Source organism: Salinicola acroporae (assembly GCF_003206615.1).
GTDB classification, from domain to species: Bacteria; Pseudomonadota; Gammaproteobacteria; order Pseudomonadales; family Halomonadaceae; genus Salinicola; species Salinicola acroporae.
This window is the reverse complement of sequence record NZ_PZJW01000004.1, coordinates 523,767-549,181: the sequence shown is the minus strand read 5'-3', so window position 1 is coordinate 549,181 and position 25,415 is coordinate 523,767. Positions and strand designations below refer to the sequence as shown.

At 65.0% G+C, this 25,415-nt stretch carries 21 protein-coding genes; 7 read left to right on the top strand and 14 right to left on the bottom strand.

What is annotated here, in order from left to right; translation table 11 throughout:
* The first annotated feature begins 11 nt into the window (after positions 1-11).
* Together DOM54_RS07980 and DOM54_RS07975 are read left to right on the top strand one after the other, a co-directional pair.
* A complete protein-coding gene (locus tag DOM54_RS07980; RefSeq protein WP_162619792.1) occupies positions 12-431 on the top strand; it encodes a YbaY family lipoprotein in 420 nt (139 codons plus the stop codon).
* 87 nt (positions 432-518) lie between these two features.
* On the top strand, positions 519-1,511 hold the full coding sequence (locus DOM54_RS07975; protein WP_110715805.1) for an aldo/keto reductase: 993 nt from the start codon (positions 519-521) through the stop codon (positions 1,509-1,511).
* A 22-nt stretch (positions 1,512-1,533) separates the two neighbouring features.
* Here DOM54_RS07975 and DOM54_RS07970 read toward each other — a convergent pair whose 3' ends face one another.
* Positions 1,534-2,424 (bottom strand): NAD-dependent protein deacetylase, encoded by an 891-nt coding sequence (locus DOM54_RS07970; protein WP_110715804.1) that lies wholly within the window; start codon positions 2,422-2,424, stop codon positions 1,534-1,536.
* A gap of 85 nt (positions 2,425-2,509) precedes the next feature.
* On the opposite strand from DOM54_RS07970, the gene DOM54_RS07965 reads away from it, so the two are divergent.
* The 3 genes from DOM54_RS07965 to DOM54_RS07955 all read left to right on the top strand — a co-directional run bounded on the left by DOM54_RS07965 (position 2,510) and on the right by DOM54_RS07955 (position 5,634).
* Positions 2,510-3,595 (top strand): diguanylate cyclase, encoded by a 1,086-nt coding sequence (locus tag DOM54_RS07965; protein WP_110715803.1) that lies wholly within the window; start codon positions 2,510-2,512, stop codon positions 3,593-3,595.
* A 44-nt stretch (positions 3,596-3,639) separates the two neighbouring features.
* Complete coding sequence (locus tag DOM54_RS07960; RefSeq protein ID WP_110715802.1) at positions 3,640-4,554, top strand: nuclease-related domain-containing protein; 915 nt, start codon at positions 3,640-3,642, stop codon at positions 4,552-4,554.
* Between the two features lie 105 nt (positions 4,555-4,659).
* Positions 4,660-5,634: a sugar kinase gene (locus DOM54_RS07955; RefSeq protein WP_110715801.1), complete on the top strand. Its 975-nt coding sequence runs from the start codon at positions 4,660-4,662 to the stop codon at positions 5,632-5,634.
* Here DOM54_RS07955 and DOM54_RS07950 read toward each other — a convergent pair.
* Together DOM54_RS07950 and DOM54_RS07945 are read right to left on the bottom strand one after the other, a co-directional pair.
* Complete coding sequence (locus DOM54_RS07950) at positions 5,631-6,185, bottom strand: hypothetical protein (RefSeq protein ID WP_162619791.1); 555 nt, start codon at positions 6,183-6,185, stop codon at positions 5,631-5,633. The two genes, DOM54_RS07955 and DOM54_RS07950, sit on opposite strands and share 4 nt — an antisense overlap.
* A 22-nt stretch (positions 6,186-6,207) precedes the next feature.
* Positions 6,208-7,833 carry a sodium:solute symporter family protein gene (locus DOM54_RS07945; RefSeq protein WP_110715799.1) on the bottom strand — a complete coding sequence of 542 codons (1,626 nt, stop codon included), beginning with the start codon at positions 7,831-7,833 and terminating at the stop codon, positions 6,208-6,210.
* A 190-nt stretch (positions 7,834-8,023) separates the two neighbouring features.
* On the opposite strand from DOM54_RS07945, the gene DOM54_RS07940 reads away from it, so the two are divergent.
* Entirely contained in the window at positions 8,024-8,878 is an 855-nt protein-coding gene (locus tag DOM54_RS07940; protein ID WP_110715798.1) for an ATP-grasp domain-containing protein, read from the top strand.
* An 82-nt stretch (positions 8,879-8,960) separates the two neighbouring features.
* On the opposite strand, the gene betT is transcribed toward DOM54_RS07940, so the two are convergent.
* The 3 genes from betT to DOM54_RS07925 form a co-directional block, all read right to left on the bottom strand.
* Entirely contained in the window at positions 8,961-11,024 is a 2,064-nt protein-coding gene (gene betT, locus DOM54_RS07935; RefSeq protein WP_110715797.1) for a choline BCCT transporter BetT, read from the bottom strand.
* 591 nt (positions 11,025-11,615) lie between these two features.
* Complete coding sequence (locus DOM54_RS07930) at positions 11,616-12,950, bottom strand: deoxyguanosinetriphosphate triphosphohydrolase (RefSeq protein ID WP_110715868.1); 1,335 nt, start codon at positions 12,948-12,950, stop codon at positions 11,616-11,618.
* Between the two features lie 140 nt (positions 12,951-13,090).
* A complete protein-coding gene (locus tag DOM54_RS07925; RefSeq protein ID WP_110715796.1) occupies positions 13,091-13,954 on the bottom strand; it encodes an isocitrate lyase/PEP mutase family protein in 864 nt (287 codons plus the stop codon).
* A 298-nt stretch (positions 13,955-14,252) separates the two neighbouring features.
* On the opposite strand from DOM54_RS07925, the gene DOM54_RS07920 reads away from it, so the two are divergent.
* Entirely contained in the window at positions 14,253-15,362 is a 1,110-nt protein-coding gene (locus tag DOM54_RS07920) for a cobalamin-independent methionine synthase II family protein (protein ID WP_110715795.1), read from the top strand.
* 26 nt (positions 15,363-15,388) lie between these two features.
* On the opposite strand, the gene DOM54_RS07915 is transcribed toward DOM54_RS07920, so the two are convergent.
* The 8 genes from DOM54_RS07915 to glnL all read right to left on the bottom strand — a co-directional run bounded on the left by DOM54_RS07915 (position 15,389) and on the right by glnL (position 25,242).
* Positions 15,389-17,137, bottom strand: a complete 1,749-nt coding sequence (locus DOM54_RS07915; RefSeq protein WP_110715794.1) for an alpha-amylase family glycosyl hydrolase — start codon at positions 17,135-17,137, stop codon at positions 15,389-15,391.
* 195 nt (positions 17,138-17,332) lie between these two features.
* The gene (locus tag DOM54_RS07910) at positions 17,333-18,835 is read right to left on the bottom strand and encodes a tripartite tricarboxylate transporter permease (protein WP_110715793.1); all 1,503 of its coding nucleotides are present in this window, start codon (positions 18,833-18,835) and stop codon (positions 17,333-17,335) included.
* 13 nt (positions 18,836-18,848) lie between these two features.
* On the bottom strand, positions 18,849-19,322 hold the full coding sequence (locus DOM54_RS07905; RefSeq protein WP_110715792.1) for a tripartite tricarboxylate transporter TctB family protein: 474 nt from the start codon (positions 19,320-19,322) through the stop codon (positions 18,849-18,851).
* Positions 19,319-20,314: a Bug family tripartite tricarboxylate transporter substrate binding protein gene (locus DOM54_RS07900; protein WP_110715791.1), complete on the bottom strand. Its 996-nt coding sequence runs from the start codon at positions 20,312-20,314 to the stop codon at positions 19,319-19,321. Before DOM54_RS07900 ends, DOM54_RS07905 begins: the two co-directional genes overlap by 4 nt.
* A gap of 50 nt (positions 20,315-20,364) precedes the next feature.
* Positions 20,365-21,570 (bottom strand): CaiB/BaiF CoA transferase family protein, encoded by a 1,206-nt coding sequence (locus DOM54_RS07895; protein ID WP_110715790.1) that lies wholly within the window; start codon positions 21,568-21,570, stop codon positions 20,365-20,367.
* A 2-nt stretch (positions 21,571-21,572) separates the two neighbouring features.
* A complete protein-coding gene (locus DOM54_RS07890; RefSeq protein ID WP_110715789.1) occupies positions 21,573-22,523 on the bottom strand; it encodes a hydroxymethylglutaryl-CoA lyase in 951 nt (316 codons plus the stop codon).
* 172 nt (positions 22,524-22,695) lie between these two features.
* A complete protein-coding gene (glnG, locus tag DOM54_RS07885; protein ID WP_110709884.1) occupies positions 22,696-24,105 on the bottom strand; it encodes a nitrogen regulation protein NR(I) in 1,410 nt (469 codons plus the stop codon).
* A gap of 93 nt (positions 24,106-24,198) precedes the next feature.
* The gene (glnL, locus tag DOM54_RS07880) at positions 24,199-25,242 is read right to left on the bottom strand and encodes a nitrogen regulation protein NR(II) (RefSeq protein WP_110715788.1); all 1,044 of its coding nucleotides are present in this window, start codon (positions 25,240-25,242) and stop codon (positions 24,199-24,201) included.
* Positions 25,243-25,415 lie beyond the last annotated feature (173 nt).

Sequence of the window (25,415 nt, the reverse complement as noted above, 5' to 3'; positions counted from 1 at the left end):
AAGGGGATTCGATGTTCTCGTTCAACGCTTCACGGTCGCTCCGACTCGTCACTGCCGCACTGGCATTCGGGATGCTGGCAGGCTGTGCCAGCGGCCCCCAGTTCGACACGCTAGCGGCTCGCGTGGTTGCCGACAAGCCGGTCACGTTGCCCGAATCCGCGGTTCTCGAGGTCCAGTTGAAGGACATTTCCACCGGCGACGTGCTGGCCAGCAGCCGCTACGAACAGTTGGGGCGACTGCCGATTCCGGTCACGCTGCAGTACGCCGCCGAAGCGATCGATCACGACGATCTCTACCGTCTCAGTGCACAGATTCGCGATGACGCCCGTATCCTCTACCTGAATCCCGAACCGGTCTCGGTGTTCGGCGACGGCGACGCCGCCGAACCCGACATCCCGGTCACCACCACCGGTGCGGCGCCGACTCGCTGACGTGGCCACCCGCCGAAGGTACGGCTTGTGGCGGTCGGGCTGGCACCTCACCCTGTAAGGCTTCGCTTCGTCACCAAGGAGGGCAGGATGGAAACACTGACATTACCGGGCACGGACATCGTCACCTCGCGCATCGGCCTCGGCACCTGGGCCATGGGCGGACGCATGTGGGGCGGCACCGACGACCCCAACGCGATCCGCACCATCCACGCCGCCATCGACCGGGGCGTCAACCTGATCGATACTGCTCCGGCTTACGGCTTCGGCCATTCGGAGGAGGTCGTCGGCAAGGCGGTTGCCCAGTCGGACCAGCGTGACAAGCTGGTGCTGGCGACCAAGGCCGGTCTCGAGTGGTACGACGACGACACTCTGGCACGCAACGCCACCGCCAAACGCCTGGAGAAGGAGCTCGACGACTCGCTGCGGCGGCTGCGGACCGATCATATCGATCTCTACCAGATTCATTGGCCGGATCCACTGGTCGACCTCGAGGAGACCGCCACGGCGATGGCGCGCTTCCACCGCGCGGGCAAGATCCGGGCGATCGGCGTGAGCAACTTCTCCCCCGAGCAGTGCGACATCTTTCGCCGCTCGGCGCCACTGCACACGCTGCAACCGCCCTACAACCTGTTCGAGCGTGATATCGACGGCGAGATCCTGCCTTACGCCGAGAACAACGACCTGACGCTGCTGACCTACGGCGCGCTCTGTCGAGGGCTGCTCACCGGCAAGATGCACCCGGACTACAGCTTCAGCGGCGACGATCTGCGCAACAAGGATCCCAAGTTCCAGCCACCGCGCTTCTCCCAGTATCTGGCTGCCGTCGACGCGCTGTCGGAGCTGGCTCGCACCCGCCACGACAAGAGCGTGCTGGCGCTGGCGGTGCGCTGGATTCTGGATCGTTCGCCCAACATCGTCGCGCTGTGGGGCGCACGCAAGCCGGACCAGGTCGATCCGCTGGGCGACATTACCGGCTGGCAGCTGAGCGAGGAGGACATGGCGGATATCGACACGATTCTGTCGAAACAGGTGAAGGATCCGGTGGGCCCGGAGTTCATGGCACCACCGACACGCCGGTGAACGTCCGGCGCCACCCGCGACATCAGAACCCGGCCGAGGCCGGGTTCTCTCGTTCCGGGGCCAAGCCACGCCGCCGCTCCAGCGCATCGACCAGTGCCATCAGCGTCGGCCCGATCGGCGCCGCGACCTTGAGCGCGAACAGCTCGTCGGCCCGGGTGATGCCGAGATTGACGCAGGCAATCGGCTTGCCATCCCTGGCCGCCCGACGGGCGAAGCGAAAACCGGAATAGACCATCAACGACGATCCGATCACCAGCATCCCCGTAGCCTCCTCGAGGGCAGCCAAGGCCCGTTCGACGCGAGGCTTGGGGACGTTATCGCCGAAGAACACCACGTCCGGCTTGAGGATGCCGATATGACAACGATGGCAACTGGGTACCTGGAAGGTCGAAAAATCGTGGCCGTCGAGATCGGCATCGCCGTCCGGCCCGACCTCCGCGGTCAGCGATAACCACTGCGGATTGAGACGGGCCAGCTCATCATGGAGCGCGTGGCGCATCATCGTCGCGTCGCAGCGCATGCACTTCACCACATCAGCCTGGCCGTGCAGGTCGATGACGCGACGGGCACCGGCGCGCTGATGCAGACCATCGACGTTCTGCGTCACCAGCGAGGTGATCCGCGACTGCCGCTCCAGCACTGCCAACGCACGGTGTGCCTGGCCCGGGTGAGCCCCGGCGAGGGCGCGGAAGCCGACCAGACTGCGTGCCCAGTAGCGCTGGCGAACGCCGTGACTCGCCATGAACGCCTGATGGCTGACCGGCGGCGGCCGTTTCCAGTCGCCCCGCGCATCGCGATAGTCGGGAATACCGGAGTCGGTGCTGACACCGGCTCCTGTCAGCACGAACAGCCGCGGCTGGCGCTCGACGAAATCGACCAGCGTCGCGACGTCCGGAATTGAGTCGTTGGACATACAGTTTTCCACCGATCGATGTTAGATATGAAAGCTACCATTCATGAACACAACGTAGGCGTCCTGAACGCCGGTGGCTTCCGATATGCCCGATACGCCTCTGGATCCCGAGGTCGAAAAGCGTTTGAGAGGCATCCGTCTCGCTAGACGGATCTACGCACCACGGACCTTGGGTCTCCTGATTGGCGGGCTGTGTATTGGCAGCGCGCTCCACGAATTGCCCACCCCGCCCTGGGTCTGGACGCTGTGGGGCCTGCAGATCCTGTTGTGGTCCCATCTCGCCTACTGGCGGGCGAGGTATCACGCCTCACCCTATCATGCCGAACGCTGGAATCTGGGCGCCGACAGTCTGCTGGGCGGTTTCTGGACGGCAGCCATGCATTTCGATGTCCTCCCCTCCGTGGTGGTGTTGACCATGATCAGCCTCGATAATATCGCGGTTGGCGGGATACGCATGCTGCTGCGGGGTTTCGGTCTGCTCGCCGCCGGTGCGGTGATCGGCATGTGGGTGATCGTGCCGGGCTTTCCCAATGTCGTCCCGTCGTCGACCGTGCTGCTCTGCAGCCTGCCAATGATCGTCATCTACCCTCTCGCGATCGGCTACATCACCTACCTCCAGGCCCACAAGCTCAGCCGCCAGAAGTCGACACTGATGGAGCTGAGCCGCGCCGATGGATTGACCGGGCTGTTCAATCGGCGCTTCTGGGAGGGTCAGGTGGCGACCTACCTATCAACCGATTCGCCCGCCACGATCGCGCTGCTCGACCTCGACCACTTCAAGCGCATCAATGACGAGCATGGGCACGGCATTGGCGACCAGACACTGCGCACGCTGGCGACCCTGCTGCGCCAGTCGTTCGGCGATGACGTGCTGCTCGGCCGGTACGGTGGCGAGGAGTTCGGCTTGCTGATGCCGTCGACCACGCTGGAGCAGGCCATGCCCAAGCTTCAGTATTTCCAGAAACGGCTGGGCCGCTACCCGCCACCGCCCCCGCTTCTCAGGATGCCCACCTGTAGTATCGGCGTGGCCGCCAAGAGCCCGCTGATGATGAATCACGAGCAGTGGCTGCTGCAGGCAGATCAGGCGCTCTACGCAGCCAAGCATGCCGGACGCAACCGGATCTGCGTCGACGACGTTCCAACATCGCAGACCACGCTCGACCTCGGCTAGAATGGAGCCTCTTCCCGCCCACGCCACTGCAAGGACAACCGCTCATGGCCTGGTTGGAGTACGTGCTGCCGCTGATCTTTCTCGCCCCGCTGGGCGCCGCCGCGCTGGTGGCGATCACCCTGCGCGACGTGCAGACCGTCGGCCTTCGCTCTCCGCACGACGGCAAGCCGATTCGTGAAATTGCCCAGGCCCACCGGGACCGGCTGGAAAAGGCACGCATGGTGTTCTTCCTCGATGCCACGCTGGCGCCGACGCTCACCCTGATGCCCCTGGTCTACGGCATGGGCCGCATGCTGTTCGCCAAGGAGCAGAGCTGGCTGGAGTGGTCACTTTACGGGGTCGTCAGCACCCTGCTGGCAATGCTGTTCTGCTTTCTGATTCTGCGCGACGTGCAGCGCGTACGTCGGTTGACGCGCAGTCTCGCCTGTGAACTGGCAGTGGGCCAGGCGCTGGATCACCTGATTCGTCCGCTGGCCAAGCCCTACTTCGTGTTCCACGATTTCCCCGCCGACTCCTATACCATCGACAACGTGCTGGTGACGCCACAGGGTGTGTTCGTGATCCAGACGGTGGCCCGCGAATTCCCGCTCGATCTCGAAGGCCGCCCCATCAATACCGTCTCGGTGGAGAGCGAACGCCTGCGCTTTCGCGGCTGGAACGAGCGCCAGGTCCTGCGCAAGGTCAGGCTTTCGACGGTCTGGCTGCGCCAGTGGCTGGCGCGTCACGCCAAGTTGAGCGTGCCGGTGAGTGGCATACTGGTGCTGCCCGGCTGGGAGATCGATGACGAGACCGAACATCTCGGCGACAGTCGCGACGTCCGGGTGGTCGACGGCGTCGACCTTGCCACCCAATTGGGCACGGCACAGGGCGAAGCGATCGACGACGCCCAGCGCCAGCATCTGGTGGAGATCCTGAACCGGCGACACCAGCGCAGCGTGAACAAGCCCCCGGCCCAGTGACCTCGCCGGAGCGACGTGTCGCGTCGGCTTTCCGGACGCAACCTTCCCACCCTCTTTCCACATCACGTTCCCGATGAAGCGTGCTTGCACCCAACAGGAGACGCCATGCCCCGTTCCGATTCCCGCACCGCCTACGATGTCCTGACCTTTGGCGAGGCGATGGCGATGTTCATCGCCGACGATCAAGGCCCGCTCGCCCAGGTGACGAGATTTCATCGCCGCACCGCCGGCGCCGATACCAATGTCGCCATCGGACTGTCTAGGCTGGGCTTCGACGTGCGCTGGCTCAGTCGGGTCGGCGCGGATCACAACGGCATCTTCCTGCAGCGAGCCCTGGAGGCCGAAGGACTCGACTGCCGGCATGTCCGGCAGGATGCAGCGAACGCCACTGGACTGATCTTCAAGGAACGCGCCGTCGACGGCGCCGACCCCCATGTCGAGTACGTCCGCCGGGGTAGCGCCGCCAGCCACCTGAGCATCGCCGACGCCAGCGACGTCGAGCTGGAAGCGGCCCGCCACCTCCACGCCACTGGCATCCCGCCCGCCATTTCCGATTCAGCGCGCGAACTCTCCTTTCATCTGCTGCGACAGGCTCGCCGCGCCGGGCTATCGGTCTCTTTCGACCCCAATCTGCGCCCCAGCCTATGGCCCAGCGAAGCGGTCATGATCGAGACCCTCAATGCGCTGGCCGCGGAGGCCGACATCGTGATGCCGGGACTCGGCGAGGGCCGGCTGCTGACCGGCCGCGAGACGGCCCACGACATCGCCGGCGACTACCTCGACCGGGGCGCCAGGGCGGTGGTGATCAAGCTCGGGCCGGAAGGTAGTTACTTCCGCACCGCCGACAGCGAAGGCACCGTCGACGGCTCGCCCGTCGAACAGGTCATCGATACCGTCGGTGCCGGCGACGGCTTCGCGGTGGGCATCGTCAGCGCCTACCTTGACGGGTTGGACTGGCACGCGGCGCTGCATCGCGGCAACCTGATCGGCGCCCGCCAGGTCCAGGTGATCGGCGACATGGAGGGCCTGCCCAACCGGGAGCAACTGGTCGCCATGGAGCGCAGCGGCGACGCCCGCTAGCCGGGAACGCGATCGTCGTCCCGCGTCGACGGACCGCTGGCGGTCTCGGCGCGCGCTCGGTCACGAAGCCCGGCCAGCACCGCCGGCTTGAGTGCCCCCAGCGCCTCGCCGGAGAGGCCGCTGAGGACGATCAGCCGGGCATGGCGGCGCCCTGGCGAATAACCCAGCCACAGCGGGAATTCGACCGCCCGCAACGTCGCGGGCTGCACCCGCAGCGACCAGCGGCGTGGCCGGGCCAGTCGCTCCCACAGCCACCAGCGCTCGAACTGCGGGAGTGTCGGCGGCCGACCACCCTCGAGGACCAGCGCGCCGTCATGTTCCGCCGGATGGGGGGTTAGCGCCCCTGCCATCAGCATGGCCCTCGGCAGATTGTCGGCCGCCAGCAGCCACGCCAGCGGTGCGCCCGTCTCGCGGCCGACCGCCACCGCCCACAGCGACAACCACGCCGGTTCGAACCGTTCGGCACCGTAGCGCCGCAGCCGGGGCTCAGCGGCGGTGGCGCCCAGTTGCCGAGCCAGTCTCGACGCCGGCGCCGTCGTGTCCATAGCCATCGTCCCTCGCTCGCCCTCGCGATCAACCATTGGCCCACCCCTGCAGCAGCGCCAGCGCGGCCAGCGACACGAAGAACCATACGACCAGGCCGATGCAGCGACGCCGTGTCAGGCGAGCATCGCGACCGATTTCGGCGGCTCCGTCGCTGCGTCCCTTGAGGATCGCCTGCATGTCGGGCGCGGTCTCGTCGATCACCACGTCCGAGAGCTGCGCGGCCGATGGCGCCGGCGCGGTCAAACTCACCGCATAGCCGACGACCACCGAGACGATCAGCCCGACGAAGTTCTGGTAGAGCCAGGAGACATCGGTCTGCGAGACGGCCCATACCGCCGCCATGCCGATGATGATGCCGCTGACCGCCCCTCTGCCGTTGCTGCGATGGCTGAGCACGGCCAGCAGGAAGGTCCCCAGCAACGCGCCGTAGAACCAGGAACCGATGCGGTTGACCGCTTCGATCACCGGGCCGAGATTACCGGCGAAGAACGCGAACGCGGTGGCGTAGAGCCCCCAGAAGATGGTCGCCCAGCGCGACGCCTTGAGGTAATGCTTTTCGTCGGCGTCGGGCCTGACGTAGCGGGCGTAGAAATCGCGCACCGTCACCGCGGACAACGAGTTGAGCGCGGAATCCAGGCTCGACATGGCGGCCGCGAAGACCCCGGCGATCACCAGCCCGGTCACCCCGACGGGAAAGGCGTTGACCACGTAGCGCGGGAACAGCTCGTTCAGGTTCTCCGGTGCGGTGAGGCCATGCTGCTGGTAATAGGCGGCGAGCATCACGCCGATGAACAGGAACAGCAGCATCTGCGGTACCAGCAGGTAACCGCCGATCAGCAGCGAGCGCTGGCCCTCGGCGATCGAGGGACTGGTCAGTACCCGCTGGATCTGGCTCTGGTCGGTGCCGAAATAGGCGACGTGCATGACCACGCCACCGATCAGCCCCGCCCACAGCGAGTAGGTCACGGTGGGATCGAGCGACAGGTCGATGGTGTCGAACATGCCGTTGGCGGCGCCGTAGGCGAACACGTCGCCCCAGCCGCCGGGCAGGCTCGAGACCATCAGCACCATGCTCAGGATCGCCCCCAGCCACAGCACGAACATCTGGATCACGTCGGTCCAGATCACCGCGCTGATACCGCCGAGCACGGTGTAGCTCACCGCGATCACCGCCATCAGCACGATGGTCAGGTCGACGTCCCAGCCGGTGACGACCGAGAGCACCAGCGCCGGCGCATAGAGCACCACGCCCGTGGCAAGGCCGCGCGCGACCAGGAACAGCAGCGCCGCCAGCGATCGGGTCAGCGCCCCGAAACGACGTTCGAGCAACTCGTAGATGCTGTAGATGCCAGCTCGATGGAAGATCGGCACCAGCACCACGATCAGCACCGCCATCGCCAGCGGCACATTGATGAACGTGGCCAGGCGTTCCAGACCGCCCTCGAACCCCCAGCCGGGCGCGCCGATGAAGGTGATCGCGCTGGCCTGGGTCGCCATCACCGACAGGCCGATGGCCCAGCCGGGAATCTTGCGACCCCCGAGAAAATAGTCCTGCGTGCTCTCCTGATCCTTTCCGAAGCGGGCGCCCACCCAGGCAATTCCCACCACATAGACAATCAGAACCGCGGTATCCCACCCAGTGAAAGCGCCCACGTCCTGTCCTCGCTTTTTGTTGTCGACAAATTGAGCGTAGCACGTCGTTGACATGGCACCCCGGCGCCAGCGGCCGGAAATTGTTTTCATCGCCCGGTCTCGGAGGACTTGCCAAGCCCCCCAAACGGCCTGATGATAGCGCGCTTTTTTCTCCTTCCCACCAGCGGGCTGGTATTTCAAGAGGCATCCGATGCGTCTGATCTCCTTCGACGTTTCTCGCACCCTGCACATTCCCGGCGTTCGCTACATCAAGCCCGAGCGCATGTTCGAACATCTCGACGAGATCCAGGCCGCCGACTGGCTGCTGTTTCCCAGCTACTGGCAAGTCAGCACGCTGCTGCATGCGATGCACAAGCGCATCTTCCCGTCGCCGGCCACCTACTACCTGGGCCACGACAAGGTGGAGCAGACCCGTGCCTTCCAGGCCATCTGCCCGGAAAACATCCCGAAGACGACGATTCAGGCCAGCACCTGCCACGGTATCGATATCGCCGAGGCGGAAGTCGGCTACCCGATGATCGTCAAGGAGATCCGCAGTGCCCGTGGCCAGGGCGTGCACCTGATCGAGAGGCGACGCGAACTCGAAACGCTGGCCGCGTCCCAGGAAGTGCTGTACGCCCAGACCCGCCTTCCCATCGACCGGGACCTGCGCATCGTCCTGATCGGCGACCGGATCCTCGCCAGTTACTGGCGGGTGACGCCGCCAGGGGGATATCGCGCCAACGTCGCCCAGGGGGGCATGATCGATCACGACGACATCCCCCCCGCCGCGCTGGCCCTGGTCCAGCGCGTCGCCACGCGGCTGGGTGTCGATCACGCCGGGTTCGACGTCGCCATGGTGGGGGATCACCCCTTCCTGTTCGAGTTCAACCGCCTGTTCGGCACCCAGGGCATTGCCGACCCCGGCAGGACGACCGCCACGGCCATCCTGGAATGGCTCTCCCGCAGCCAGGGAACGCCCGCCGCGAACGACGCCAGTGTCGCGGCGGAGCCGATCAAAAAATGTCCGGGAGAGATGTTTGACGTCGCGCCAGCGACGGTTTGAATGGCGACCGCCAGGGATGGCGGGCACAAAAAAGACCCCGGCCAGATGGCCGGGGTCGTGATCAGCGAGAAGCCAGGCGATCTCAGCTCGGTGGCTGTTCCGGACTGTCAGGCATGTTGATGCTGCCCGGCTCTTCACGATTGAGGTGCAGGAACTGCAGGTGACGCTCGTACTGGTCGAGAATGTCATCGATGACCTGCTCGCGGGTGTAGCCCATCAGGTCATAGCCCTGGCTACCTTCCAGCAGATACACCTCCAGACGATAGTATCGACTGCTGCTGCGCGGTGTTCGCATGGCGAAGGACGGTGTCGAGAACGGATGCGTCCAGATCTGGTAGGCGAAGTTCTGCTCGCTGCCAAGATCGACGTAGAGCGACAGGTAGTCGTCGTCGTTCTGCGTACCGGTGCTGATATCGACCTCGACGCCCTGCTTCATCAGTTCCTCGCGCACCGCTTCCATTGCCGGCCGCCCGGTCTCTTCCAGGAACTGCTGGGCCTGATGGCGATCGGGGAACGACATGGCACGCTTGAGTCGCGTCTTCCAGTCGTGAGCGCGATCGCGCCCGCCGGCGGACATGCGTCCCGACAGCGAGCCGGACAGGCTCAGGCGGTGACTGTCCTCCTTGAACGCCTCGACCTTCAGCGCCTTGTAGAGCCCCGCGATCATGAAGAACAGCACGATCGAGAAGGGCAGCCCGGTGATGACCACCGCGCTCTGCAGCGTCGACAGGCCACCGGCCAGCAGCAGCGACAGGGTCAGCACCCCGATCACCGCCGACCACAGGATGCGCATCCAGATCGGTGCGTCGCTGTTGACGTCCTTCAGCTTGGAGGTGAAGTTCGACAGTACCAGGGCACCCGAGTCACCGGAGGTGACGAAGAACACGATCGCCAGAATGCTGACCGCGATGGTCGAAAAGACCGGGAACGGATACTCCTGCAGGAACAGATAGATCCCCGCCGGCGGCGTATTCATGACCTGCTCGCCGAAGTCCGTCGCGCCATTCATCGCCATGTCGAGGGCACTGTTACCCAGGATCGACATCCAGATCATCATGAAAGCGATCGGCAACGTCAGGGTGCCGGCCACGAAGGTCCTGATGGTGCGGCCGCGCGAAATCCGTGCCAGGAACAGACCGACGAACGGGCCCCAGGCGATCCACCATGCCCAGAAGAACAGCGTCCAGGCGTTGAGCCAGTCCGTCGGCTGATCGAAGGCATAGGTGTCGAACGACATCGAGATGAAGCCGGAGAGGTAGTCGCCGATGTTCATCACCAGCGCATTGAGCAGGAACACCGTCTTGCCGGCAAACAGCACGAACAGCAGCAGCGCGATCGCCAGCAGGATGTTGAACTCGGAAAGGCGACGAATCCCCTTCTCGACACCGGTCACCGCGGAGATCGTCGCGAACAGCACGATCAGCAGCACCAGGATGGTCTGGGTCCAGGCACTTTCCGCGATGCCGAACATGAAGTTCAGCCCGTAGTTGAGCTGGATGACGCCGATGCCGAGACTGGCAGCGATACCGAACACCGTGCCCAGTACGGCGGCGATGTCCACCACGTGACCGATGGGGCCGTAGATCTTCTTGCCGAAGATGGGATAGAGCGCGCTACTGATGGTCAGCGGCAGGTTGTGTCGATAGCTGAAGAACGCCAGCGACATGCCCACCAGGGTGTAGATCCCCCAGCCTGAAAGCCCCCAATGGAGGAAAGTCAGTTGCATCGCGTGACGGGCAGCCGCCACCTGGTCGCTCGGCGCGTTGGGCGCGTTGTAGAACTGGGTCAGCGGTTCTGCCAGGGCGAAGAAGATGACCCCGATGCCGATACCGGCGGAGAACAGCATCGCCGACCAGGAGAAGATATTGAAATCTGGCCTCGAATGCTCCGGCCCGAGACGAATCTTGCCGAAGCGGGAAAAGCCCACGAACACCACGAAGGCCAGGTAGATGACGACTGTCAGAAAGTAGTACCAGCCGAAAGTGTTGGAGATCCAGCCCAGCAGCGCGTTGATGATGCCGTTCGCTTGCTCGGTAGCGATCATCGCCCACAACGAAAAGGCGACGATGCCAATGACCGACCCATAGAAGACGACTGGATTCAGCCTGTCTTGGGTCGTGGAATTATTATCGGAACTTGTGCTCATGCGGCTCCCATCATGGTCAGATAGTTTGCGTTGACGAGCATCGGCGCCCCTGACGGCTGAAATGACCTGCAGGGACGCAGGGCGTTGAGACCCTTGGCTCGTTTCCGTGTTCCCGCCGCGAGGCCATCAGGCCTCGATTTGAGTTAAGTCGACTTCGGTCGTTGAATCCAGCCATCCCTTCAACGGAAGAATCGATCTACTCAGTTGCCCTGACGCTTGGCAGTCACCTGCCGAGCCCGAGGTCAGGTCGTGGAACCGCCGGCCCGCCCATCGCGCGTTCTGCCAGCTTGGCGATGCCGATGCTGGCGTCTGAAATATGGCTCATCGCCGGGTAAAGCGAGGATGGTTCTCCCCAGCGGGCAGTGGCGACGTTAGCCGGCGGCCCGAATCGGCGATCGCGTTGATCGCTCTCGATCCCGGCACGCGATCAAAATCGATTTTTATTAATTAACCGTTCAATTAAAATACGGAGTTATGAATCCACTTTCAACAGCTACGCCCAACACTCGCACGAGGCGATGATCCAGGAGGTGCCAGAAACGACGACGCCGGGCGCGAGCCCGACGACGAGGGGAAAAAGTGGGAGAGTGCTCAGTCTCCCTTGAGGCGTCCGCCCATTTCCTGGGCCAGTTCGACCGCGTAGTGATCGGTCATGCCGCCGATGAAATCGAGCATCCGACGATAGCTGTCGTAGAGCGGCCAGTTCGGCTTCGGCGTATTCTCGCCGATCAGCGCCAACACGCGCTGGTGCTTGAAGGAAGAGTGCCCGGTGTGATGCAGCTCATGCGCCGCGCCGATGAAGGCCTCCAGCAGGATGCCGAGCGTGGTATAGGCGCCGATCTCGAGCTTGGCCTTGCGCTCGTTCTGGAAGATGCGCTCGCGAGCCAGTTGCTTGGCCGAGGAGACACCCCAGGTGAGGTCCGGATGGCAGAGCTCGAGCAGATCGTCGTTGAGAGTGCCGTTGAGCAGCGCTTTCTCGTGTTGAACGAAGACATCGCCGACTTCGTTGACCGCCCGCTCCATCGCCGCACCGCGCAGCGCCGCGATCCGCCGACGCTGCGACACGCCGTCGGCGGCCATCTGCTCATAACCCTTCGGCGGCTCGCCGGCGATCTGCAGCAGTACCTGGGCGACCTCTTCGTAACGCAGGATGCCCATTTCCAGGCCGTCCTCGAGATCGAGCAGCGCATAGCAGATGTCGTCCGCCGCCTCGACCAGGTAGGCCAGGGGATGGCGACACCACTTGGAACCATCGACCGACTTGAGGCCGAGCCGCTCGACGACCTCGACCAGCAGATGCTTCTCGGACTGGTAGCAGCCGAACTTGCCCATCTGGCCGCCATGCTCGACCGTCCACGGATACTTCAGCAGCGTACCCAGCGTCGCGGCGGAGAGCCGCATGCCGCCGCGAAACTGGTTGTACTCGATCTGGGTCACGATCCGGAAACCCTGGGCGTTCCCCTCGTAGGTCAACAGATCCCGGCGCTGCGCCTCGTCGAGCCCCTCCAGCAGACCGCTCCCCTGCGCCTCGGCCCACTTGAACCAGTCGCGAATCGCGTACTCGCCGGCATGCCCGAACGGCGGATTGCCAATGTCGTGCCCCAGACAGGCCGCCTGGACGATGACGCCAAGATCGGCGGGCGTGACCCAATCCGGCAGGCTGTCGCGCAGCTGCTCGCCGACGATCATGCCCAGGCTGCGACCGACACAGCCGACCTCGATCGAGTGGGTCAACCGGGTGTGGATATGATCGTTGTCGGTCAGCGGATGGACTTGGGTCTTGCGCCCCAGGCGCCGAAACGAGCCGGAGAAGACGATGCGGTCGTAGTCCTTGTGGAACGGACTCCGGCCGATTTCACCGCGCGATGTCCGGGCATCGTGCAGCCGGACAGGATCGAGCAGGCGCTCCCACTGCATCACAGTCATCGTGGTCTCCGATTGTTCGCGATCGTCAGTCTCGAGGTTCGTGTCGCAAGCATCAAGCAAAGCCGGGCGGGTCAGGCTTTTTCTTCCCGCTTCCAGGCGCGAAGCGCCGCCCATGCAGCTTACCGCTCCCCGAAGGGATCTTACTCTTTCACATCCATGTATTCGCGGGCCCAGATCCGATACTCCTCGAGCGTCGAATAGCGCGTCGACAGCGTCGAGGCGTCCAGGTCGTTGGTCGCGATATCGCGCTGCTCGCGCAGGCAGTCATAGGTCGCCTTGATCGCGGCGAAATAGGCAGCGTGACCGTTGACGACGATACGGACACCCAGCGCGGCGAGACGCGCGCGATCCCGTAGGGCCGGATTGTCGTAGGTGACCAGCATCAGCGGCACCGTCAATGGCGCCGCCAGCTTCTCGAGATGCTCGAAGTCCCGGACCCCAACCAGGCAGATGGCGTCGACGCCGGCCGCCTGGTAGGCGCGAATGCGGGCGATGGCAGCATCGTCGTCGAGCTGGCCGGCGTTGGTACGGGCGATGATCGACAGCGCCGGATCGATCCGAGCCTCGAGTGCCGCGCGCATCTTGCCGACGCCCTCCTCCACGGGAATCAGGTCGGTCGACTTGTGGCCGTACTGCGCCGGCAGCAAGGTGTCCTCGATGGTCAGCGCGGCGACACCGGCCCGCTCCAGTTCGGTGATCGTGCGCATCACGTTGAGCGCGTTGCCGTAGCCATGGTCGGCGTCGGCGATCACCGGCAACCGTGCCACGCGGCCGATCCGAGTCGCCTGTTCGACGAATTCGCTCAGGGTGATCAAGGCGAAATCGGGCGCCGCCAGCACCTGCAGCGAGGCGACAGATCCTCCCAGAATGCCGACTTCGAAGTCGAGGTCGGCGGCGATACGAGCCGACATCGGATCGAACACCGAGGCCGTGTAGTAGCACTCGCCACTGGCGAGCAGTTCGCGGAAGGCGTTGCGTAGATCGTGCTGAGAGGGGGTCGTCACGGGACACTCCTGTTCTTTACCCCGGCGTTCGACGTTGGGGCGCGATGGAAAAAGACTCCCGGCCGATGCCGATGGCACGTCGGTGAATGCGTCGGCGGGGGCCGACAATCCTACCACTAAAGTTTGAGAGCGCGACGCCGGTCACCTCGGCCACCCACCTCACGATGAACGATACACATGCTCAGCTTGAACTCGCTTCACTGGCCGAATGGCCGCCCAGCCCGCATCATTGGCGACCTCGCCATCGCCACCCGCCGATGACACCGCATGGCGAGGTCCCAGCAAAGGAGGCAAGTTCATGTCGCAAGCGCATCCCCCATTCCGAGCCGATATCGTCGGCAGCTTTCTTCGCCCGTCGGCGCTGAAGGAGGCCCGGGCCCTCTTCCACCAGGGCGATATCGACGCCGCCGCGCTCAAGGCCGTCGAGGATCGGGAGATTCGTCAGGTGGTCGAGCAGCAGGAAGCCGCCGGCCTCGAGGTGGTGACCGACGGCGAGTTCCGCCGCGCCTGGTGGCACTTCGATTTCCTCGAGCAGCTCGCTGGCGTCACCGGCTTCACCGGTGATCAGGGCATTCAGTTTCAGGGCGTGCAGACGGGGGCGAAGCAGATCCGGGTCGACGGTAAGGTCGGATTCAACGATACCCATCCGATGCTGGATCACTTCCGCTATCTGGCCAGCGTCGCCAGCGTCACGCCCAAGATGACGATCCCGAGCCCCAGCGTGCTGCACTTCCGCGGCGGTCGCAAGAAGATCGACAGTGGCGTCTACCCCAGCCTGGACGCCTTTTTCGCCGACACCGCCGACGCCTACCGCGATGCCGTTCGCGGTTTCTATGATGCCGGCTGCCGCTATTTGCAACTGGACGACACCGTGTGGGCCTATCTCTGCTCGGAAAAAGAGCTGCAGGCGGCCCGGGACCGCGGCGACGACCCCGACCGACTGCAGGCGATCTACGCCGAGATGCTCAACCACGCCCTCGCCGACAAGCCGGGCGACCTCCACGTCTCGCTCCACGTCTGTCGCGGCAACTTCCGCTCCACCTGGATCAGCGAAGGCGGTTACGAGCCGGTGGCCGAGACCCTGTTCGGCCGCGTCAACGTCGATGCCTGGTTCCTGGAATACGACAGCGATCGCGCTGGCAGCTTCGATCCGCTGCGCTTCGTCCCGGAGGGCCACCAACAGGCGGTGCTGGGGCTGATCACCACCAAGGTGGGCGAACTCGAGGATCCGCAGGCCGTCAGGGCGCGTCTCGACGAGGCCACGCGGTTCGTTGACCGGCAGCAGCTCTGTCTGAGCCCGCAGTGCGGTTTCGCCTCCACCGAGGAGGGCAACGAACTCGCCGAACGGGCACAGTGGGACAAGGTACGGCTAGTGGTCGACCTGGCCCGCGACTACTGGGGCGGGTGAGCCACCGGTCGGACCCGGGCGTGGGCTCAGCCCTGCCGCGCTCCGCCCTCGTCCTGCCCAATCAGCGACCCCAGCAGTCGGCTGAGGAAGCCCTTGCGCTCGGGGTCGGGCTCCTGGTCGATCAGGGCCCGGGGGTCGATGCTAGCCCGGTCGACATGCACGAATGCGGCCTGGAAGGCGGGCAGAGTCAGCTCGCCATTCTCGAGGTGCGCCGTGAATCCCGCCTGATAGACGATCTCGCCAGCGCCGTCCGGAAGGCTGGTGTGGCGCGTTTCGTGGGTGAGGTTGAAGACCGCCAGAATCGCCTGGTCCCGCGAGACCCGCAACCAGCCCAGCAAGTCGTCGTCGAAGTCGCCCAGGATCAAGGTGCCGTCGACCATCGCCGACTGCGACTTGCGCCAGTGCAGGAACTCGCGCGTCACGCGCAGGGTACTGTCCGCGTCGGCGAGCTGGCGTTCCACCGACAGCTGACGATGATGGCCATCCACCGGCAGCCAAGGCTCCATCGAGGTGAAGCCGCCGTATTCGCCGCTCGTCCAGGGCATCGGCGTACGGCAGCCGTCGCGCCCCTTGTAATCCGGCCATAGCGCCAGCCCGTAGGGGTCGACCAGGCGCTCGTAGGGGACGTCCGCTTCCGGCAACCCCAGCTCCTCGCCCTGGTAGAGGCAAAGGCTACCGTAGAGCGAGCAGAGCATGACCGTCGCGACCTTGGCCACCAGCGGCCCTTGCTGCTCCAGGTTCTCGTGCTGGGTCCAGCGCGAGACGACACGCATCACGTCGTGATTGGAGAGCGCCCAGCAGGGCCAGGCGTCGCCCGCGTAATACTGGAAATGCTCGATGATGTCCCGCAGCCGCTGGGCGCTGAACTCGGCATCGAACAGGTCGAAGGTGTAGGCCATGTGGAGCCGGTCTTCGCCGATGGTGTACTCGACCATGCGCTCCAGCGGGCGATCGTCGGATATCTCGCCCACCGTCATGGTGCCGGGGTACTCGTCCATCAAGGCGCGCAGTTCGCTCAGGAAGCCGAGATTCTCCGGCTGGCTGATATCGAACTGGTGGCGCTGCATCGAATAGGGGTTCGATGCCGGGACACTGGGCGTCTTGAGTTCGCCGCTGCCGAGCGCCGGGTTATCCTGCAGCGCCAGACTGTGGAAGTAGAAATTCGAGGTATCCAGGCGAAAGCCGTCGACACCCAGATCGAGCCAGAAGCGGGCGTTGTCGAGCTGCTCCTTGCGCACCGCCGGATTGTGAAAGTTGAGGTCCGGCTGGCAGGAGAGGAAGTTGTGCAGGTAGTACTGGCGACGCCGGCTGTCGAACGTCCAGGCGCTGCCGCTGAAGAAGGAGAGCCAGTTGTTGGGCGGTGTGCCATCGGGCTTGGGATCGGCCCACACGTACCAGTCGGATTTCTGGTTTTCCCGCGAGCTGCGACTCTGGATGAACCAGTGGTGCTGATCCGAGGTATGACTGAGCACCAGGTCGATGATCACTTTCAGTCCCAGCCCGTGAGCCCGCTCGAGCAGCATCTGGAAGTCGTGAAAGGAGCCGAACATCGGGTCGACACCACGATAGTCGGTGACATCGTAGCCAAAGTCCTTCATCGGCGAGGGAAAGAACGGCGAAATCCAGATCGCATCGACACCCAGTTCGGCGACATAGTCCAGCTTCGAGGTAATCCCGGGCAGATCGCCGATGCCATCGCCACGCGCGTCCATGAAGCTTCTGGGATATATCTGATAGATGACGCTGCCACGCCACCATTGGGTCGAATCGGACATGCGAGTTCCCGTGTTGGTGTCATCTATTTCACGCCGGTAACGATCAGCCAGCGACGACGACGCCCGGCTTGGCATGGTAGCCAGCGCCGGGCGTCGTGTCAGACTAGCGGTTTTTGTGATCGAGGTTAAATTCGGGAACCTGCCTGGGTCGCCGTCTGGCCCGTCGACCTCCCCTGCGGGCGGTGCCGGGAAGGGTCAGCGTCCGGCCTCCTCCCGCTTCAGCCACCAGGCGAAAAGCAGCCCGGCCGCCATCAGGGCAGCGGCGAACGCGTAGATGCCGATCGAGATACCGCTGGAGACCAGAATGCTCCAGTCGCCTCCCGAGATGGACATGGCCCGGCGCAGGTTGAACTCCATCTGCCCGCCCAGCAACAGCCCCAGCACCACCGGCACGGAGGGAATGTCCAGCTTGCGCAGCACGTAGCCCAGCACCCCGAAGGCCAGCATGACGTAGAGGTCGAAAGCGCTGTTGTTGAGCGAGTAGACGCCCACGAACGCCACCAGGATCACCACCGGCATCAATAGCCAGGAGGGGGCCCGCAACACACGGGCAAACAGGCCCACCAGCGGCACGTTCAGCACCAGCAGCATGATGTTGCCGATGAACAGCGCCGCCACCAGTCCCCACACCATGTCGGGCTGCTGTTCGAACAGTAGCGGCCCAGGAGTGATGTTCATCGACAGCAGCAGCGCCAGCAGGATGGCGGTCGTGCCGCTGCCCGGAATGCCCAGCGACAGCATGGGAATCAGGGCACCGCCGGCGGCAGCGTTGTTACCCGCCTCGGGCGCGGCCACGCCACGCGGGTCTCCGTTGCCGAAATCGCCCTTGCGTCCCAGCCAGCGCTTCTCCAGCGTGTAGGAGAGAAAGCTGCCCAACGAGGCCCCGGCCCCCGGCAGCACGCCGGCGACGAAGCCGATCAGCGAGCCACGCGCGATGGTCGGCGCGCACTTGCGGGCGCTCTTCATCCCGGGAATGGCTGATCCCAGTTCCTGGTTGGTGGCGGTCTCCCGGCGGCGATCCTCGAGCAGGAGCAGGCATTCCGAGATGGCGAACAGCCCGACCAGCGCGGCGATGAAGTCGATGCCGTCGTAGAGTTCGTAGAGGCCGAAGGTGTAACGCGACACGCCAGTCGCCGGGTCGAGGCCTACCGTGCCCAGCAACAGTCCAAGGCCTGCGGCGATGAAGCTCTTGGTGAAGCTGCCGCTGGTCACCCCGCCGATGGTAGCGAACGCCAGCATGAACAGCGCGAAGTACTCGGCAGGCCCGAAACGGATGGCGAACCCCACCAGTAACGGCGCAAAGAGCGTCAAGCCGATGGTCGCCACGGTCGCGCCGACGAACGACGCCACCGCGGACAGTCCCAGCGCTTCCCCGCCCCGCCCTTTCAGCGCCATCGGATAACCGTCGAGCGTGGTCATCATCGCCGGCTCGTCGCCGGGGATGTTGAGCACGATCGAGCTGATGCGCCCACCGTACATGGTGCCGTAATAGACACTGACCAGCAGGATCAGCGCGGCAGTGGGCGACAGTCCGAAGTTGAACGCCAAGGGAATCAGCAGTGCCACCCCGTTGACCGGCCCCAGCCCCGGCAAGGCACCGATCAGCGTACCCACGGCGCAGCCGATCAGGGCCAGGAAGAGATTCTGGGGTTCGAGGGCGATCGCGAAACCGTGCAGCAGAAAGACGAGAATATCCATGGCATGCCGGCCCTCAAACGCCGAGTCCGGGGACGGCGGGCAGCGGGATGCCCAGCGCGTACTCGAACAGCAGATAGAGGATCACCGTCAACGACACCCCGCTGACCAGCGCCTGTCGCCACGCGGCATCGAACAGTCGAATCAACAGCACGCTGCCGACCAGCGTTGCCGGCAGAAACCCCCAGGATTCAAGGAAACCGGCATAGCCGCCGAGCACGACCAGCAGTCCCGCCTGCCGCAGCAGCGCCACGCCGCGCGGCCAGCGCTGATTGAGCCCGGGCCGGCACATCAGGTAGAGCGCCAGCACACCCAGCGGCACGCAGACCAGACGCGGAAACAGATCCGGCCCCACCGGTTGGCGAAAACCGGAGACGAAGGTCTGGGCGTGCCACCAGGCAGCCACCGCCAGCAGGGCCAGCACGGCCCCGGCGATACGATCGCCGAGTGCCGCCGTGGAGGGCGCAGCGCCCGATGCTTCCGCCGTCACTGGATGACTCCGATCTCCTGGGAGATGCTTTCGACCTTGTCGGCCGTGTCACGGACGAAGGCATCGAACTCGTCACCGCCGCGCCATAAGGGGACCAGGCCGTTGCGCTCGGCGACCTGCTTCCATTCCGGCGAATCGTAGAGCGTCTTCAGGGTATCGACCATCGCCTGGTAATCGGCATCCGAGACCTCGCCGCCGGTATAGAACCCCCGCCAGTTGTAGCCGGCCACCTCATAGCCCTGGGAGACCGCCGTCGGCAGGTCGTCGAAGGGCGGGGCCAGCGGCTCGTCGGCGAGCACCGCCAGCACCCTGACGTCACCCGACTTGATGAAACCGGCAATCTCGCCCAGGTCCGTGGACACCGCGTCCACGTGCCCGCCCATCATCTGGGTCACGGCGGGGCCGCCGCCATCGAACTGCACCCAGCGCACGCTGCCGGTCTGGTCGCTCGACAGGCCTGCGGCCTTGGCCAGCATCAGGGCCCGGACGTGGTCCCAGCCACCGATACCGCTGGATCCGGCCATGACGACCGAAGTGGGATCGTCGACCATCGCCTCGAGCAGCTCGTCGAGGCTCTGGTAGGGGCTGTCGTCATCGACCAGGATCACCCCGACGTCAGTGCCCAGCATGGCCAGCCAGCGCATGGTATCGACATCCCCCGGATAGCGCCCCTGGGCAATCTGGGTCACTCCCACGGTGCTGGTGGCCACGATCAAGTTGCTGTCGCCTGCACGCTTCCCGGCCACGTTGGAGAAGGCCACGGCGCCGACGCCGCCAGGCATGTTGATCACTCGCACGGGGCTGTCGACCAGGCCGAGTTCATGGAGCAGCTTGCCCACCGACCGGCAGGTGAAGTCCCAGCCGCCGCCCGGGTCGGCCGGTGCCAGGCAATCGCTGATCGGCAACGCCTGACTCGGGGCGCTGACCGTCAGGCCCCCTGCCAACAGGAGCGAGACCGCCAGGGTGTGCAAGGGTCGCAGAGAGATAGCCATGTTGTTGTTCCTTGTGTCGGTGTCATGCCTTCGCCAGCGTGTCGAGGAGGTCAGACGACCCCCTCGTCTTGAAGTCGTTGCAGCTCCGTCTCGTCGATGCCCAGTTGGGTCAGAATCTCTCGGGTATGCTCGCCCAGGGCCGGCACGTGGCGATAGACCGCCGCCGGCGCTTCGCTCATCTTCACCGGAAAGCCCGTGGTCGGCACCCGGCCGTGTTTACCCTGATCGAGCTCCAGGCGCATCTGCTGGGCCTGGACCTGGGGGTCGGCGAAGGTGTCGCGCAGGCTGTGGACACGGCCGCAGGGGACCCCGGCCTCGTTGAGATGCGCGATCCACTCCGCCACGCTGCGAGTGCCGATCACGGCATTAAGGCGATCGCGCAGGGCCTCGCGATGGATCATGCGGCGGCGATTGTCGGCAAAGCGCTCGTCCTCGAGCAGTTCCAACTGGTCCAGCGCGCCCAGCAGTCGCGCGACCATGGCGTCGTTGCTTGGCGCGATCGCCACGTCGCCGTCGCTGGCCTGGAACAGGCCGTAGGGATAGACCATGGGATGGTCGTTGCCGGTCCGGGCTGGCACCTGATCGGTGGCGAAATACTCCGCCGCGAGGTAGCCCATCATCCCGATCAGGCCATTGGTCAGGGCGGTCTCGACGATCTCTCCCCGGCCGGTCCGCTCACGCCGCACCAGCGCGGCGCAGAGCCCGAAAGCCAGGTTCTGGCTGGCGACCATGTCGCTGAGCGGCGGGGCCGCCCGCATGGGCTCGCCATCACTCGTGCCATTGACGCTCATGAAGCCGCTCATCGCCTGGGCGATGAAATCGTAGGCCGGCCGATCACGATAGGGCCCCTCGGAGCCGAAGCCGTTGATTCGCCCGACCACCAGGCGCGGAAAACGCTCGCGGAGCGTGGTGTCGTCCAGGCCCATCCTGGCCAGCACGCCGGGACGGAAATTCTCCACCAGCACGTCGGCTTCCTCGAGCAGTCGCCAGAGCAGCGCCTTGCCGCTCTCGCTGCGAAGATCCAGGGTCAGCGAGCGCTTGTTGCGATTGAACTGGGCGAAGTACCAGCTCAAGCCTTCGACGATGTTGCCCTGGGCGCGCACCACGTCGCCGCGCCGGGGCGGCTCGACCTTGATCACGTCGGCTCCGTGATCGCCGAGCATCTGGGTACAGAAGGGGCCGGAGATGACCCGCGTAAGATCGATGACGCGAATGCCATCGAGTGAGCCGGCGGTCGGGAAGGACAACGATGGCATGCTCATCCCCGTGCCGTGGCGACGGCGTCGCTGCCGTTGAGCGCCAGTCGCCGTCCGGCCTTGGTGACCTGCGCTGGCAGCGGCCGCCCTATCAATTGGGTGGCCAGTTGACCCGCCTCGATCAGCGCTGCCAGCTCGATACCGGTGCCGATGCCCATCTCGGTGAGCAGATAGACCAGGTCCTCGCTGGCAATATTGCCGGTGGCGCCGGGGGCGAAGGGGCATCCGCCCAGCCCGCCGATGGCGCTCTCGTAGCGGTCGACTCCGAGCGACAGGCCCTGCATCACGTTGGCCAGCCCGATGCCACGGGTATTGTGGAAATGCAGCGTCGGAGAGAGGGAGGGCGCCACCTCGCGCAGGTGAAGAATTCGCTCGCTGACCAGGGGTGGCGTCGCCATGCCGGTCGTGTCGCCCAGCGCTAAGCGGCGAACGCCAAGGTCGGCGAAGGCGCGGGCGATGTCGCCCACCGCGGTGACGTCGATGTCGCCCTCGAACGGGCAACCGAAGGCCGTGGCGATGGCGCCGCGCAGTTCGACGCCGCTACCGTCGAGCAGACGCGCGATCTCGGCGAAACCGGCAAGCGAGGTGGCAACGTCGCGGTTGACGTTCTTGGCGTTGTGGGTCTCCGAGGCCGACACGAACAGCACCACCGAGTCGATACCCGCCTCGAGCGCGCGCTCGGCGCCGCGGACGTTGGGAACCAGCGCCGACCAGTGCACGTCGGGGATGTCGGCCAGCGCCCTCACCAGTTCCGTGGCATCAGCCAGCGCCGGTACCGCTCGCGGGCTGACGAACGAGGTCAGCTCGAACTCGCGAACCCCGGCCGCGACCAGCGACCGTGCCAGGGTCACCTTTTCATCGGTGCTCAGTCGTCTGGCTTCGTTCTGCAGCCCATCGCGGAGTCCCACCTCGGTGACCTGCACCCGGGCGGGTATCGACTGATACGGATCCATGGCAGGAGCGGCCTCGTCAAACCAGTTTTCAGTTGGTTACGCGAGCCTACTCTGGCCAAGCCATGTCGAAAAAGCGCGACTTTGGTCGCTCTTGGCCCCAGCAGCACCTGAAGACAACGTCGACGAACGTGACCCACAGGCGGTCAGTCAAGCGCGTTGGCCAGCACTGGGCCTATTCATCCGCGAGCGCTGGCAGGAGCACTTTCACCTTTCGAGTCAAGGTATTGCGGCCCCAGCCCAGCAGCTCGGCGGCCTCCCCCTTGCGCCCGCCGGTATGCTTCAAGGCGGTTTCGATCAGGATTCGCTCGAAATCCGGCATCGCCTCCTCGAGCAGATGCGTGTGGCCAGACGCCAGCGCCCGATCCGCCCATTCGCGGAACGCGTTGCGCCAGTCTCCGCTGGGCGCTTCGGTCCCCTCGAGCTCGCGCAGTTCCGGCGGCAGATCATCGACCAGCACTTCCCGACCAGAGGCCATGACGGTCAGCCAGCGACAGGTGTTTTCCAATTGCCGCACATTGCCCGGCCAAGGGAGATGCGTGAGATGCGTCTCGGCGTCGCGGGTCAGGACCTTGGGTTCCGTGGAGAGCTCCTTGGCGGCCTCGGCGAGAAAATGCTGGGCCAGCCGGGGAATGTCCTCGCGACGCTCCGACAACCGCGGCAGGTGAACGCGAATCACATTCAGCCGGTGGAACAGATCCTCGCGAAAACGGCCTTCCGTCACCAGTTTTTCCAGGTTTTGGTGGGTCGCGGCGATGATCCGCACATCCACCTTGACCGGCACGTGGCCACCGACCCGATAGAACTCGCCATCCGCCAGCACGCGCAGCAGCCGCGTCTGCGTATCGGCGGGCATGTCGCCGATCTCATCGAGGAACAGCGTACCGCCGTCGGCCTGCTCGAAGCGCCCGCGGCGCTGGGCGGCGGCGCCGGTGAAGGCCCCCTTTTCATGGCCGAACAGCTCCGACTCCATCAGGTCCTTGGGAATCGCCGCCATGTTGAGCGCGATGAACGGGTGACCGCTGCGCGGACTATGCTGGTGCAGGGCCTGGGCGACACGCTCCTTGCCGGTCCCCGACTCGCCGTTGATCAACACCGTGATATGCGACTGCGACAGCCGACCGATGGCGCGAAATACCTCCTGCATCGCCGGCGCCTCGCCGATGATCTCGGCCGAGAGCCCTTCCGGCATCGCCGCCGGCGAGCGCCGCTCCCGGGCATGGGCAACGCCACGCCGCACCAGCGCCAGCGCGTCGTCCACATCGAACGGCTTGGGCAGATACTCGAAGGCGCCTCCCTGGTAGGAAGCGACCGCGCTATCCAGATCCGAGTGCGCCGTCATCACGATCACCGGCAGGTCGGGATGCATCTCGCGGACCTTGGCCATCAGGTCGAGACCGTCGAGCCCCGGCATGCGGATATCGGTCAGGAGCACGTCCGGCGGCTGTCGCTCGATCGCTTCGAGTGCCGCGTCGGCACGCTCGAAGGACTGCACCTCGAGATCCGGTTGTGCCAGCGCCCTTTCCAGGACCCAGCGGATAGCGCGATCGTCATCGACAATCGCGATACGGGCGACTTCAGTCATGGCAGTTCTCCAGCAGAACGGTGAATCGCGTGCTTGGCGACGTCGATGTGGGCCACTCGCCTGACTCGGCAACGATATAGCGAGCCGACATACTCACTGTGGCGCCTCGAAGGGGATCAATAACCGGAATTCGGTGGCCCCCGGATGGGAGTCGCACTCGATCAGGCCTTGATGCTGATGCAGGATCGACTGCGCGATGGACAATCCCAGGCCGCTGCCCTCGGCACGCCCGGAGACCATGGGGAAGAACAGCGTTTCGCGGATATGCTCGGGAATACCGGGGCCGTTGTCGCTCACCGCGACCTCGCAGACCAGCCGGTGGCGCTCTACGCCGAGGGTGAACTGACGGCGGACGCGAGTCCGCAGCAGCAGGCGAGGCTTGGGCGTACCGAACTCCTCCATCGCCTGAACGGCGTTGCGCGCGATGTTGAGAACCGCCTGGATCAGCTGCGCCTCGTCGCCGACCAGATCCGGCACGCTCGGATCGTAGTCGCGCTCGAAGCGCAACTGGTGATGTTCCACCTCGAGCAGTGCCCGAACGCGCTCCAGCACCTTGTGCACGTTGAGCGGCTCATGACGCACCAGCGTGTTGGGGCCGAGCATGCGGTCGACCAGGTCCCGCAGGCGATCCGCCTCCTCGACGATGATCCGGGTGAACTCGGTGAGCTGCGGGTCGGGAAGATCACGTTCCAGCAATTGGGCCGCGCCACGAATGCCGCCCAGTGGATTCTTGACCTCGTGGGCGAGCCCCCGCATCAGCACCTTGACCGTCTCCTGTCGCGCGATCAGGGCCTCCTCCCGCGAGATGCGCAGCAATCGATCCCGCGGCTCGATCTCCAGCAGCAGTTCGCGACTGGTGATCGGCGTAGCGGTGAAATCCACCGTGATCACGTCCCCCGCGGCCAGCACCAGTGCCGCTTCGCGTTGCGTATAGGGATGGAATTCCTGCATTGCCTTGTGCAGAACCTGGCGGACACTGCCATCCTCGCCATTGAGGCACTCCAGCCACTGACCGACCACCCGGGGCCGGCTCGCCGCCAACAGTGCTTCGGCCGCAGGGTTGAGCCAGCGCACGTGAAGCCGCTCGTCGAGTAACAGGACGGCGGTCGTCAGATGCTCCAGCAAACGTTGATACATGCGTTGTTCCATCGTGGTGATCCGGTACGTGCTTATACAGTGCAAAAACCGCGCCACTCCCCGATTTCGCCCATCGACGGGGAGGTCCGGATAAAAATCGGGATTTCATTCACCAAAATAGTGCAAACGCTGCAGACTGTGGCAACCGATTGGAGGCATGGCGTCGATGTAGA

Excerpts from the sequence above, each read along its gene's own strand:
- DOM54_RS07980 (WP_162619792.1), top strand. The coding sequence starts at position 12 with ATGTTCTCGTTCAACGCTTCACGGTCGCTCCGACTCGTCACTGCCGCA.
- DOM54_RS07975 (WP_110715805.1), top strand. The coding sequence starts at position 519 with ATGGAAACACTGACATTACCGGGCACGGACATCGTCACCTCGCGCATC.
- DOM54_RS07970 (WP_110715804.1), bottom strand. The coding sequence starts at position 2,424 with ATGTCCAACGACTCAATTCCGGACGTCGCGACGCTGGTCGATTTCGTC.
- DOM54_RS07965 (WP_110715803.1), top strand. The coding sequence starts at position 2,510 with ATGCCCGATACGCCTCTGGATCCCGAGGTCGAAAAGCGTTTGAGAGGC.
- DOM54_RS07960 (WP_110715802.1), top strand. The coding sequence starts at position 3,640 with ATGGCCTGGTTGGAGTACGTGCTGCCGCTGATCTTTCTCGCCCCGCTG.
- DOM54_RS07955 (WP_110715801.1), top strand. The coding sequence starts at position 4,660 with ATGCCCCGTTCCGATTCCCGCACCGCCTACGATGTCCTGACCTTTGGC.
- DOM54_RS07950 (WP_162619791.1), bottom strand. The coding sequence starts at position 6,185 with ATGGCTATGGACACGACGGCGCCGGCGTCGAGACTGGCTCGGCAACTG.
- DOM54_RS07940 (WP_110715798.1), top strand. The coding sequence starts at position 8,024 with ATGCGTCTGATCTCCTTCGACGTTTCTCGCACCCTGCACATTCCCGGC.
- betT (WP_110715797.1), bottom strand. The coding sequence starts at position 11,024 with ATGAGCACAAGTTCCGATAATAATTCCACGACCCAAGACAGGCTGAAT.
- DOM54_RS07930 (WP_110715868.1), bottom strand. The coding sequence starts at position 12,950 with ATGACTGTGATGCAGTGGGAGCGCCTGCTCGATCCTGTCCGGCTGCAC.
- DOM54_RS07920 (WP_110715795.1), top strand. The coding sequence starts at position 14,253 with ATGTCGCAAGCGCATCCCCCATTCCGAGCCGATATCGTCGGCAGCTTT.
- DOM54_RS07915 (WP_110715794.1), bottom strand. The coding sequence starts at position 17,137 with ATGTCCGATTCGACCCAATGGTGGCGTGGCAGCGTCATCTATCAGATA.
- DOM54_RS07910 (WP_110715793.1), bottom strand. The coding sequence starts at position 18,835 with ATGGATATTCTCGTCTTTCTGCTGCACGGTTTCGCGATCGCCCTCGAA.
- DOM54_RS07900 (WP_110715791.1), bottom strand. The coding sequence starts at position 20,314 with ATGGCTATCTCTCTGCGACCCTTGCACACCCTGGCGGTCTCGCTCCTG.
- DOM54_RS07895 (WP_110715790.1), bottom strand. The coding sequence starts at position 21,570 with ATGCCATCGTTGTCCTTCCCGACCGCCGGCTCACTCGATGGCATTCGC.
- DOM54_RS07890 (WP_110715789.1), bottom strand. The coding sequence starts at position 22,523 with ATGGATCCGTATCAGTCGATACCCGCCCGGGTGCAGGTCACCGAGGTG.
- glnG (WP_110709884.1), bottom strand. The coding sequence starts at position 24,105 with ATGACTGAAGTCGCCCGTATCGCGATTGTCGATGACGATCGCGCTATC.
- glnL (WP_110715788.1), bottom strand. The coding sequence starts at position 25,242 with ATGTATCAACGTTTGCTGGAGCATCTGACGACCGCCGTCCTGTTACTC.